Origin of the sequence: Xanthomonas sp. WHRI 7065 (assembly GCF_040203115.2) — a bacterium.
Lineage (GTDB): Bacteria > Pseudomonadota > Gammaproteobacteria > Xanthomonadales > Xanthomonadaceae > Xanthomonas > Xanthomonas arboricola.
In genome coordinates, this window is record NZ_CP168194.1 from 1,552,923 (window position 1) to 1,564,997 (window position 12,075).

7 protein-coding genes are annotated in these 12,075 nt (G+C 65.7%); 3 read left to right on the forward strand and 4 right to left on the reverse strand.

The annotated features are described in order from the left end of the window. Positions 1-39 precede the first annotated feature (39 nt). Positions 40-1,515 (reverse strand): MATE family efflux transporter, encoded by a 1,476-nt coding sequence (locus tag ABQY64_RS06685; RefSeq protein WP_349779138.1) that lies wholly within the window; start codon positions 1,513-1,515, stop codon positions 40-42. A 278-nt stretch (positions 1,516-1,793) separates the two neighbouring features. On the opposite strand from ABQY64_RS06685, the gene ABQY64_RS06690 reads away from it, so the two are divergent. Next, on the forward strand, positions 1,794-2,201 hold the full coding sequence (locus ABQY64_RS06690) for an RNA-binding S4 domain-containing protein (RefSeq protein WP_016903197.1): 408 nt from the start codon (positions 1,794-1,796) through the stop codon (positions 2,199-2,201). A gap of 518 nt (positions 2,202-2,719) precedes the next feature. Here ABQY64_RS06690 and katG read toward each other — a convergent pair. The 3 genes from katG to mutS form a co-directional block, all read right to left on the reverse strand. Continuing rightward, entirely contained in the window at positions 2,720-4,966 is a 2,247-nt protein-coding gene (gene katG / locus ABQY64_RS06695) for a catalase/peroxidase HPI (protein WP_349779137.1), read from the reverse strand. A 362-nt stretch (positions 4,967-5,328) separates the two neighbouring features. Next, a complete protein-coding gene (locus ABQY64_RS06700) occupies positions 5,329-5,943 on the reverse strand; it encodes a DUF937 domain-containing protein (protein ID WP_349779136.1) in 615 nt (204 codons plus the stop codon). 226 nt (positions 5,944-6,169) lie between these two features. Next, a complete protein-coding gene (gene mutS, locus ABQY64_RS06705; protein WP_349779135.1) occupies positions 6,170-8,725 on the reverse strand; it encodes a DNA mismatch repair protein MutS in 2,556 nt (851 codons plus the stop codon). 879 nt (positions 8,726-9,604) lie between these two features. Here mutS and ABQY64_RS06710 point away from each other — a divergent pair. Then, the gene (locus ABQY64_RS06710) at positions 9,605-11,530 is read left to right on the forward strand and encodes an alpha-L-fucosidase (protein WP_349779257.1); all 1,926 of its coding nucleotides are present in this window, start codon (positions 9,605-9,607) and stop codon (positions 11,528-11,530) included. Between the two features lie 212 nt (positions 11,531-11,742). Next, a complete protein-coding gene (locus tag ABQY64_RS06715) occupies positions 11,743-12,048 on the forward strand; it encodes a hypothetical protein (protein WP_349779134.1) in 306 nt (101 codons plus the stop codon). The last annotated feature ends 27 nt before the right edge of the window (positions 12,049-12,075 follow it).

Below are 12,075 nucleotides of genomic sequence, written 5' to 3' on the forward strand. Positions count from 1 at the left end.
CGGCCGGTGTGGCAGCGTTCCGCCTGGTGCCAGCCGACGTCAGCGCTGGCGGGGCTGCGGCGCGCCTGCGATGGGCGCGGTATCGGCGACCGGCGAGGCCGGATGCGCCGGCACTTCGGCGGCGGCGGCGAGTCCGGCAGGATCTGCCGGCGTGGTCAGCATGCGTGCCTTGCGCCAGCCGCCCCAGCGGTAATACGCCAGCGACAGCAGCATCGAACACAGCGAACTGATCGGAAGACTCCACCAGATGCCGTCGGCTCCCAGATGCGGAATCAAGGCGTTTGCCAGCGGCACGCGCACGCCCCACAGACCGAAGGCCAGGATCAGCAGCGGCGGGATCACCGCACCGGTGGCCCGCACCACGCCGGAAACCACGAAGCTCACGCCGAACAGCAGGAACGACCAGATCCCGATGTGGTTGAGATGCCGCGCGACCTCCAGGGTCGGGCTGTCGGTCGGCAGGAACAGCGCCAGCGTCCAGCGATCGAACACGATCAGCAGCCCGATCAGCACGCCGGTCATCAGGAAGTTGGCCGCGATGCCGGTGCGTGCGGTCGCATCCACGCGTGTCCACAATCCCGCGCCCACGTTCTGCGCGGCCATCGTCGAACACGCCGCGCCCAGTGCCATCGCCGGCATCTGCACATAGGTCCACAGCTGCAACGCGGCGCCGTAGGCGGCTGCGGTGTCGGTACCGAAGCCGTTGACCAGCGTCATCATCGCGATCATGGCCAGCGAAATCAGCACCATCTGCAGGCCCATCGGCACGCCTTTGACGATGAGCGCGCGCAGGATGGTCGGCGCGATGCGGAACAGGTGCAGATCGGCGCGGCCCAGCCACAGTACATGGCGTTTGCTGCGCAGATACAGCAGCAAACCGCCCAGTGCCACCGCCTGCGCCAGCAAGGTGGCCCAGGCCGCGCCGGCGATGCCCAGCGCCGGGAACGGGCCCAGGCCGAAGATCAGCAGCGGGTTGAACACGATGTCCAGCACCACCGACACCAGCAAGAAGCGGAATGGCGTGCGGGCATCGCCGGTACCGCGCAGTGCCGCCGACAGAAACGCAAACACATAGATCAGCGGCATCGCCAGGAAGATCACCCGCAGGTACTCCTCGGCCAGTGTCTGCGATGCAGGCGGCGTGCCCATGGCGGTCAACAGATGCGGGGCCAGAAACCAGCCCAGCACCGCGATAAGCGCCGATAGTCCGCCGAAGAAACTGGCACTGGTGCCCATGACCTTGCGCGCCTGCGCAATGTCGCGCGCGCCCATCGCCTGGCCGATCAGGATGGTCGAAGCCATGCCGATGCCGAACACCGAGCCGATCAGGAAGAACATGATGCTGTTGGCATTGGCCGCCGCAGTCAGCGCCGCCTCGCCGAGGTAGCGGCCCACCCAGATCGCATTGATCGAGCCATTGAGCGATTGCGCGATGTTCCCGGCAAGGATCGGCATCGCAAACAGCAGCAGATTCTTGCCGATCGGGCCTTCGGTCAGGACAGCGGATTTGGGCATCGCAGGCGCGCCGTGGTGCGGAAGCTGCGAACACTAGCATTGGCAGGTGTGAGGCGTGCTGTCGCCAGGTCGATGACACGGAGCACGCTGTGCGGACCAGTCTGTATGAGTCAGCCAGCGTGTAGAAGGAAGGCTGTACTTGGACGGCGGCGACGCTTGAGTTACAGCGGGCTTGCCCAGATATTTCCCGCTCAACGCAGCCCGTTGCGACGCGCCGATGCAGCGGCGATCACGGCAGCGGCCCGCAGCCCATTGGACCCGACGGCAAGCACAACGCGATGACTCAACTGGTGGAACAAGCGACGACGGTCAGGCTGGATGTCTGGCTGTGGGCGGCGCGCTTCTTCAAGACGCGCAGCCTGGCCAAGACGGCGGTGGACAACGGCAAGGTGGACGTCGCCGGCCAGCGGCCCAAGCCCTCGCGCACGCTGCGCAGCGGCGAGCAGTTGCGCATCGACCGTGGCGGCGAGATCTTCGAGATCACCGTTGCCGCGCTGAGCGATGTGCGCGGCCCCGCTCCGGTCGCACAGACGCTGTACGTGGAAAGCGATGCCTCACGCGAGGCGCGGGCGCAATGGCGGCTGCAGCGCGCCGCCGAACGTACCGGCTATCGCGCACCCGAGGGCAAGCCGGACAAGCGCGCACGCCGGCTGATCAACGCGCTTGGCGATATCGACGCGTTGTAGCACTGCGCGGGCTATTCGCTGCGAATCGACTGGCGGAAACAAAAAACGCCTGGGCCTCCGTCATGTTGTTCAATCAATAAAAACGGCGCTTCTCCATCGCGGGGAAGCGCCGTTTTCTGTTGCGGTGCGCGATGTAGCCGGTGCAGAACCATCGATCGGAAGCTTGAGAACCGCTCATAAGACCTGGCCGGCTGGCTAGCGGTCGAGTGGTGGCGGTGTTGGTGCAAGCCGCACAGTATCCAACCAGCGCACGTCATGCTCTGCTCTTAACCAAGCACACACCGACCATCTCGACGGGTCCTTGCCCGCTCACCGTCGCGGGACCTTACGCGGCATGGATGCCGCGTAAGAGCCTGCAGGGACGTACTTGCGGCGTGTCCCGCGAGGGTGGGCGGGCAAGGGCCTTGCAGCCAAACCGCAGACCCGCCGCTCCACTGACGTCTTCAGGGCCGAGTCGAGCTCTTGCGTGTATTTCAACACCGCTGCATGCGCACGCACGAGGGCGTGCGCCTTGCAACTCACGCCAGATCGAAACGATCCAGCTGCATCACCTTGGTCCAGGCGGCGACGAAGTCCTGGACGAACTTCTCCTGTGCATCGGCACTGGCATAGACCTCGGCCACCGCACGCAGGATCGAGTTGGAGCCGAACACCAGGTCCACGCGCGTGCCGGTCCACTTGGCTTCACCGGTGCTGCGGTCGCGGCCTTCGTAGATCTCCTTCGATTCGGAGGTGGCTTTCCACTCGGTGCGCATGTCGAGCAGGTTGGCGAAGAAGTCATTGCTCAGCACGCCGGGGCGGGCGGTGAATACGCCATGGCTGGAGTCGCCGACATTGGCGCCGAGCACGCGCAGGCCACCGACCAGCACGGTCAACTCGGGCGCGGTCAGCGTCAGCAGCTGTGCCTTGTCGATCAGCAATGCCTCCGCAGGCACTGCGTAGCGTTGCTTGGCGTAGTTGCGGAAGCCATCGGTCACCGGTTCCAGCACCGCGAACGATTCGACATCGGTCTGCTCCTGCGAGGCATCGGTGCGGCCGGGTGCGAACTGCACGGTGACGCTGTGACCAGCGGCCTGTGCGGCATGTTCGACCGCGGCATTACCGGCCAGCACGATCAGGTCGGCCAGCGAGATCTGCTTGCCGCCCGACTGCGCGCCATTGAAGTCGGCCCGGACGCGCTCCAGCGTGCCCAGCACCTGTGCAAGCTGCGCGGGCTGGTTGGCCTGCCAATCCTTCTGCGGTGCCAGACGGATGCGTGCGCCATTGGCGCCGCCACGCTTGTCCGAACCGCGAAAGGTCGATGCCGATGCCCACGCGGTGGACACCAGCTGCGCCACGCTCAGGCCGGAGTCGAGGATGGTCTGCTTGAGGGCGGCGGCGTCCTGCGCATCGACTAGCGGGTGGTCGACGGCCGGCACCGGGTCCTGCCACAGCAGTTCTTCGCTCGGCACTTCGGTTCCCAGGTAACGCGAGCGCGGGCCCATGTCGCGGTGGGTGAGCTTGAACCAGGCGCGGGCGAACGCGTCGGCGAACTGGTCGGGGTGTTCGTGGAAGCGACGCGAGATGGCCTCATAGGCCGGGTCGAAACGCAGCGCCAGATCCGTGGTCAGCATGGTCGGCCGATGCTTCTTCGCTGCATCGTGGGCGTCGGGAATGATGGCGTCGGCATTCTTGGCCACCCACTGGTGCGCGCCGGCCGGGCTCTTGCTCAGTTCCCACTCGAACTTGAACAGATGGTCGAAGAAGTCGTTGCTCCACTGCGCCGGGGTGGTGGTCCAGGTGACTTCCAGGCCGCTGGTGATGGTGTCGGCGCCCTTGCCGCTGCCGTAGCGGTTGTGCCAACCCAGGCCCTGGCTCTCCAGCTCGCCGGCTTCCGGCTCGGCACCGACGTTGTCGGCCGGGCCGGCGCCGTGGGTCTTGCCGAAGGTGTGGCCGCCGGCGATCAGCGCCACGGTCTCTTCGTCGTTCATCGCCATGCGCGCGAAGGTGTCGCGAATGTCGCGCGCGGCGGCGACCGGGTCGGGCTTGCCGTCCGGGCCTTCCGGATTGACGTAGATCAGGCCCATCTGCACGGCTGCCAGCGGGTTCTCCAGATCGCGGGTGTGCGGCACTTCGCTGTCGTCGTCCTTCACCAGCACGCCGTGCGCTTCGTCGACGCCGGGCGAACCACGCGAATAGCGCTCGTCGCCACCCAGCCACTTGGTTTCGCGGCCCCAGTACAGGTCCTGATCCGGTTCCCAGGTGTCTTCGCGGCCACCGGCAAAGCCGAAGGTCTTGAAGCCCATGCTTTCCAGCGCGACGTTGCCGGTGAGGATCATCAGGTCGGCCCAGGAGATCGCCTGGCCGTACTTCTGCTTGATCGGCCACAGCAGGCGGCGCGCCTTGTCCAGGCTGACATTGTCCGGCCAGCTGTTGAGCGGTGCGAAGCGCTGCTGGCCGCGACCGCCGCCGCCACGTCCGTCGCCGATGCGGTAGGTGCCGGCGCTATGCCAGGCCATGCGCACGAACAGCGGCCCGTAATGGCCGAAGTCGGCCGGCCACCAGTCCTGCGAGTCGGTCATCAGCGCACGCAGTTCCTGCTTGAGCGCGGCCAGATCAATGCGCTTGAACGCCTCGGCATAATTGAAGGTCTGGCCCAGCGGGTTGGACTTGCTCGAATGCTGGCTGAGCAGGTCCACGCGCAACTGCTTGGGCCACCAATCGCGGTTGGTGGTTCCGGTGCCGACGACGGCGTGATTGAAAGGGCACTTTGCTTCGGTTGTCATGGCAATACCTGTGTGCGTGAGCACTTGGGGAGCTGTGTGCCGAAACTGCGGACACGTGCTGGTGGAATCGAAAAGGTGGGCAATGCGTCAGCGGTGGTCATCGATCGAAGGCGCAGATGCGGCCATGGGGTTATCGAGAATGGTCGCCGGGTGTGCCGATGCTAGCGCCTGCCTGCAGGCGCCGGTATAGGTCGATATGCAGACTGTGACTGGCAGACAGACGCATCAGGCGGACTCATCGTGGTGGCGTGCGCACACGATAAGCAGCATCGATCGGTTGGGGAATTCGAATTATTCAACCATATCGATAGCGAGACGCTATGGATGGCACGCCGGTGCCGAACCGACCTGTGCCTGCGATCTCAGCGCTTGCCGAACAGGCTGCCGCCGAGCTTCATGACATCGCCCAGTCCAAGCTTTCCGTCGCCGTCCTGATCCAGCACGCTGCCCAGCAAGCCGTTGATCCCGGTGTTGCTGCTGGCGCGCTGCTGTTCCTGCGCCAGGGCCGGGCCGAGCTGGCTGCTGGCATCGGCAGTGCCGCCGAGGAAGCGCTTGGCCAGATAGGCCATCACGATGGGTGCCAGCAACTGCAGCAGCTGATTGGCCTTGCCGGTTTCCAGCCCGGTGGCCTGGCCCAGACCAGCGGCAGCCTGCGGCGCCCTGTCGCCGAACAGATGCCCCACGATACCGGCGCCATTGCCTTGCGCACCGCTGGCCGAGCCGCCCAGCAACGTACCGAGCAGGCTGCCGATGTCCGGGCTGCCGGCATGATCGCGCTGCAAGGCACCCAGCAACGCATCGGTGCCGCCGGCCTGCTGGCTGTTACGGCCCAGGGCGCCCATCAACAGCGGCAGCGCGGTCTGCACCGCCGATTGCGCCTGCTCGGGCGCAATGCCGAGCCGGCTGGCGAGCTGCTGCAACTGCGGGCCTTGCAACTGCGCGGCGAGTTGATCGGTCAACGAGGCGGACGTGGTCATGGGTGTCTCCAATTGGACAAAACGTTGCCGCAGCGTGCGCCCGTCGCGGCAGCAGAGCAACACGGCACGCGTCGCAATGCAGGGCGAGGGCAGCGATACCGCACAGTGGCAGTCAAGCCACTTCCTCCGACAACAACACGGCAACGGGTTGACCAACCCCGCAAGGCTTAGAGCCAGGCAACTACGCTCTTACGATTCCCGATTCCCGATTCCCGATTCCCCGCACTCAAAGCAACGCCTTCAACCGATACAAGGCTTCCAGCGCCTGCTTGGGCGTGAGTTCGTCCGGGTCCAGCGCCTGCAGCGCTTCCTGCGCAGCGGACGAGGGCGCGGTAAACAGGCCGAACTGTTGCGGGGCGTCCAATGCGGCCGGCGCCATCTGCGCGACATGGCTTTCGCCGCCGCGTTGTTCCAGTTCGGCCAGACGATGACGCGCCTGGGTCACCGCGGCCTTGGGCAATCCGGCGAGCGCGGCCACCTGCAGGCCGAAGCTGCGATTGGCCGGGCCGTCCTTGACCGCATGCATGAACACCAGGCGCTCGCCGTGTTCGACTGCGTCCAGATGCACGTTGGCGATGCCGCTGGCACCGCCGGCATGCGACTCGTCGGCCAGTGCGGTGAGCTCGAAGTAATGCGTGGCAAACAGCGTGTAGCAGCGGTTGGTATGCGCCAGATGGCGTGCGACGGCATCGGCCAGCGCCAGGCCGTCGTAGGTGGATGTGCCGCGGCCGATCTCGTCCATCAGCACCAGCGATTGCGGCGTGGCGTGATGCAGGATGTAGCTGGTCTCGGCCATTTCCACCATGAAGGTGGATTGCCCGCGCGCCAGATCGTCGCCCGCGCCGATGCGGGTGAGGATGCGGTCGATCGGCCCGATCACCGCGCGGCTGGCCGGCACATAGCTGCCGATGTGCGCCAGCAGCACGATCAGGGCGTTCTGGCGCATGTAGGTCGATTTACCGCCCATGTTCGGGCCGGTGATGACCAGCATGCGGCGGTCGGCATGCAGCTCCAGATCGTTGGGTTCGAACGGCTGGTCGCGCACCGCTTCCACCACCGGGTGGCGTCCGCGTTCGATGTGCAGGCAGTGGGCGCTGTCCAGTTCCGGCTGCGACCAATCCAGTGCCTGCGCGCGTTCTGCGAATCCAGCCAGCACGTCGAGTTCGCTCAATGCACTCGCGCAACGCTTGAGACCTTCCAGCTCGCTGCCGAGTGCATCGAGCAGGCCTTCGTACAGCAGTTTTTCGCGCGACAACGAGCGCTCGCGCGCCGACAGCACCTTGTCCTCGAAGCTCTTGAGTTCTTCGGTGATGTAGCGCTCGGCGTTGGTCAGGGTCTGCCGGCGGCTGTAGTGCAGCGGGGCCTTCTCGGCCTGGCCCTTGCTGATCTCGATGTAATAGCCATGCACGCGGTTGTAGCCGACCTTGAGCGTGGCGATGCCGCTGCTGGCGCGTTCGCGCTGTTCCAGGTCGATCAGGAATTGATCGGCATTGGTGGACAGCCGGCGCAACTCATCCAGATCGGCGTCGTAGCCGGTGGCGATCACGCCACCGTCGCTGAGCTTGAGCGGCGGTTGGTCCGCCACCGCGCTGATCAACAGGTGCGCGGTGGCATCGTGCTCGCCGAGTTCGGCGTGCAGCGTCTGCAGGCGCGGCGAATCCAGTGGTGCGAGGATCGCGCGTACCTTCGGCAACAGCGCCAGGCCATCGCGCAAGGTGGAAAAATCGCGCGGGCGCGCCGAGCGCAGCGCCACGCGGGTGAGGATGCGTTCCAGATCGCCCAGCGCGCGGAAGGCCTCGCGCACGTCGGCATCGGCGCCGCTGTCGATGAGGGTGCCGACCGCGTGGTGGCGCTGCACCAGCACCTCGCGCAGGCGCAGCGGGCGGTGCAGCCAACGCCGCAGCAGGCGCCCGCCCATCGGCGTGACCGTGCTGTCCAGCACCCCGAGCAAGGTGTTGCGGGTGTCGCCATCGACGCGCGTGTCCAGCTCCAGATGCCGGCGCGTGGCCGCGTTCATCGAGATCGCTTCGCTGGCCACTTCCATTGCGATGGAGGTCAGATGCGGCAGCCGCTGTTTCTGGGTTTCCTCGACATAGCCCAGCAGCGCGCCAGCGGCGGCGGTAGCGCAGGGCTTGTCGTCGATGCCGAAGCCGGACAGATCGTGCAACTTGAAGAACGCCAGCAACTGGCGCCGGCCGCTGTCGGCGTCGAACAACCACGTTGGCCGCCGCCGCACGCCGACGCGGCCGCGCAGGAACTCCGGCCAGTTGTCTTCGTCGGGCACCAGCAGCTCGGCCGGTTCAAGGCGTGCGATCTCCGCTTCCAGCGCGTCCACGCTGTCCACTTCGTTGACCAGAAAACGCCCGCCGGCCAGATCGGCCCAGGCCAGGCCGTAGCCTTGCTTGCTGCGCGCGATCGCCATCAGCAAGGTGTCGCGACGTTCGTCCAGCAACGCCTCGTCGGTGACCGTGCCGGGGGTGACGATGCGCACCACCTTGCGCTCGACCAGACCCTTGGCCAGCGCCGGGTCGCCGATCTGCTCGCAGATCGCCACCGACTCGCCCAACGCCACCAGCCGCGCCAGATAGCCCTCGTAGGCATGCACCGGCACGCCGGCCATGGGGATCGGCGCACCGCCGGAGCTGCCGCGCTGGGTCAGGGTGATGTCGAGCAGCCGCGCAGCCTTGCGCGCATCGTCGTAGAACAGCTCGTAGAAATCGCCCATGCGGAAAAACAGCAGCAGGTCGGGGTAGTCCGACTTGGCGGCGAAGAATTGCTTCATCAGCGGGGTGTGCTCTGCAGCCCCACCGGTGTTCTTGGTTTTTTCTTTTGTGTCAGTGCTTTGCAAGAAATGTTCTTCCGGGATGTGGCGGTCAATCAGGGTCGCCAGCGGCGAGTAACGGTGATTTGTTGCGAGGCTGTTGCGACGACCCTCCAAACGAGATCAATCGATGTTGCGACGAAACGGACGAAGCGTTGGACTGGCACGGGATGTTGTGACGGAACCAGGAGCCGCCTCACGTCGGCGCGGATGCAAGTTTAAGCCCACCCACCGACAAATCCTTGCGCTGGCGGTCGAGAGGGTGCCGGCCCTGGGTCCAAGTGGGCGATTGGCCATCGGGCCAGGGCCTCCAAACCTCCATTGCCGGCTCGCTCAACGCATACCGCCGCTGTCGCAGACGAATCCGCGACAGCGGCGCTAGTGCGCACGGCTGCCGGCTGGGCGTCCTGATCCCTGAGCGTGTGGCTCGGTCAGCCCGAGCACGTGCTGCTACGTCACGACCTGTGGACTTCCCGCAAGTCAGTACCAGTCAAGATGAGACCTCTACGGTCAATGTTGATGACAAAACTTGGCAGGTGTTGGACCGCCGACGCTGTCGTGCGGTCCTTGTTGGTTGTCGTCGGCCAGCCATTGTCCGTTCTGTTCGCGGAACGCGCTTCGCGTACGCAAGATGCAGCCATGCGAGCACCAACAACGCAGCGTGCGGCGCGGCCATCAGCCGTCAAGCGACGCATGCCCGGCTTGCTTGGCACGCTGTTCGGCGCTCACGGCGCAAAGGCCCGCGTGTGCGCGGCGCATTGCACCAACCGCCTGTTGCTTTGGGACTCTTTCGCCTTGGGAAAAGCTAAGATCGAAACTTGTGCAAAGTCGGAGGCGCTAATGATCGATCGTCGTACCTTTCTTGCCACGGGTGTGGTGGCCGCCGCCAGCTTCAGTGCCTCGGCAGCTCGCATCGCGCAAACGCCACGCGCCAGCAGCCCCGCGCCGTGGGGTGCGGTGCCCAGCGCGCGACAGCTGCGCTGGCATCGGTGGGAGCAATACGCCTTCGTGCATTTTGCGATGAACACCTTCACCGACAAGGAATGGGGCTACGGCGACGAGAATCCGCGCAAATTCGATCCCAGCGATTTTTCAGCCGATCAAATTGTTGCTGCTGCCAAGGCCGGCAATCTGAAAGGGCTCATTTTCACGGCCAAGCATCACGATGGGTTTTGTCTTTGGCCGACGCGCTTGACCGAGCATTGCATCCGGAACTCGCCCTACAAGAACGGCAACGGTGACATCGTCGGCGAAATGGCAGCGGCGTGTCGACGCGCTGGCCTGGCGTTCGGCATCTACCTGTCCCCCTGGGATCGCAATCATGCCGAGTATGGGCGTCCCGGCTATCTCGACTATTTCCGCAAGCAGATCGTCGAACTCTGCACAGGCTATGGCGACCTATTCGAGTTCTGGTTCGACGGCGCCAATGGCGGCGACGGCTACTACGGTGGAGCGCGCGAATCGCGCAAGATCGATGCGCCCGCTTACTACAACTGGCCACGGATGATCGAGCTGGTGCATCGGCACCAGCCGATGGCCTGCACCTTCGATCCGCTCGGCGCCGATATCCGCTGGGGCGGCAACGAGGACGGTATCGCTGGCGATCCGAGCTGGCCAACCATGCCCAATGCCCCGTATACCCAGGAAAACGGCAATTCCGGCGTGCGCGGCGGGGCGCTGTGGTGGCCGGCCGAAACCAACACCTCAATCCGCCCTGGCTGGTTCTACCATGCCGATGAAGACGGCAAGGTGCGCAGCCCGGAAAATCTGGTGCGCTATTTCGACACCTCGGTCGCGCGCGGCACCAACATGAACCTCAATCTTCCGCCCGACCGACGCGGCCGCATCCCCGACCACGATGTGGCGGTGCTGCAGAGTTTCGGCGACGCGATCCGCGCCAGCTTCGCCATTGATCTGGCCAAGGGTGCCAAGGCCAGTGCCAGCGCATCGCGTGGCCCCGGGTTCGAGCCGGCGCGCGTCCTCGACCGCCAGCCGGACAGCTACTGGTCCACGCCGAACGAGGTCACCGCGCCGACGCTGACGCTGGAATTGTCGGCGGTGCACAGCTTCGACCTGATCCGGCTGCGCGAGTATCTGCCGCTGGGCGTGCGCGTCACCCGCTTCGCGGTCGAAGCCGAGGTCGATGGGCAATGGCGGCGGCTGGCCGAAGCGCAGTGCATCGGTGCACAGCGCATCATGCGGCTGGACCGCCCGGTCGCCGCACGTCGGGTGCGCCTGGTCGTGCTGGAGGCGCCGGTGTGCCCGGCGATCAGCGAATTCGCGCTGTTCCGCGCCGTTGCGCCCGTGCCGGTCGCGCGGCCGATCGCGAACGCGCCAGACGTGCTGTCCACCGCCGGCTGGCGAATTGTCGAGGCCAGCGCGCCAGGGGCGGACATGTTGCTCGACGACGATGCCAGCACGATCTGGATCACGCCCGCTCCCACGCCGGGCCATCCCGTACAAGCAACCATCGACCTTGGTGCGCTGCGTCAGGTTGCCGGCTTCAGCCTCACACCCTCGCGCACGGTGATGAACGGTGCGGCGCCGCCTAAAGGCTATCGCGCTGAAACCAGCGAAGATGGGCAGCACTGGCAGCCGGCTGGCGCCGGCGAGCTGTCCAATATCGCTTATGCGCTCTCGACCCAGCGCCTGAATTTCCCCGAGATCCGCCAGATCCGCTACCTGCGGCTGTCGTTCGCGGAGACGGCGGTGCCCGCCGACCGGTTGGCGATCGCGGGTATCGGTGCGTTCTCGCGCTTGCGATGAGGCTTGCGCTCCCGCGCCGCCACGCGCCGCGCGGGAGCACATCGTTGCGGTGATGCAGTGTCGCGGGCCTGAGATGGGTCAGGCGAAGCGATGGAGATAGAAATCACGTGTTCGCATCACGTGATGACCTGAATCTCGAACCGTGCTTGCACACCGCCGTTCCGGATGGCGCGCTATGGTGCGCGGCGCATGGGGCAAGCGATCGGTTGGGTATGGAACAGAAACAGCAAGAGTGGATGCAGGCCGTGACCGAGGCGCTCAGCGACCTGCTGGCCGCACGCGTGGCGCAGGCCACGCTGCTGGAAGCGATGATGGTCTCGCATCCGGATCCGGTGATGCTGCGCAAGGCGTGGGACGAGCTGTCGTCCCAGCGCATCGCGTATGTCGCGCAGAAAAAAGCGGTCGCCACCGATCCGCGGCCGATGGATGCCTACACGCTTGAGCAGTTCCAGGCGTGGGAAGAAAAGCTCAGCCGCTACTTTCCGCGTGCGCCGGATTCAGGTAGCACGGATGCGTGAACCCGCCCGCCAGTGGTCCAGTCGCCG

What these genes read in the sequence shown, in the direction of transcription:
- ABQY64_RS06710 (WP_349779257.1), top strand. Translation starts at nt 9,605, where the DNA reads ATGATCGATCGTCGTACCTTTCTTGCCACGGGTGTGGTGGCCGCCGCC.
- ABQY64_RS06700 (WP_349779136.1), bottom strand. Translation starts at nt 5,943, where the DNA reads ATGACCACGTCCGCCTCGTTGACCGATCAACTCGCCGCGCAGTTGCAA.
- ABQY64_RS06715 (WP_349779134.1), top strand. Translation starts at nt 11,743, where the DNA reads ATGGAACAGAAACAGCAAGAGTGGATGCAGGCCGTGACCGAGGCGCTC.
- ABQY64_RS06685 (WP_349779138.1), bottom strand. Translation starts at nt 1,515, where the DNA reads ATGCCCAAATCCGCTGTCCTGACCGAAGGCCCGATCGGCAAGAATCTG.
- mutS (WP_349779135.1), bottom strand. Translation starts at nt 8,725, where the DNA reads ATGAAGCAATTCTTCGCCGCCAAGTCGGACTACCCCGACCTGCTGCTG.
- katG (WP_349779137.1), bottom strand. Translation starts at nt 4,966, where the DNA reads ATGACAACCGAAGCAAAGTGCCCTTTCAATCACGCCGTCGTCGGCACC.
- ABQY64_RS06690 (WP_016903197.1), top strand. Translation starts at nt 1,794, where the DNA reads ATGACTCAACTGGTGGAACAAGCGACGACGGTCAGGCTGGATGTCTGG.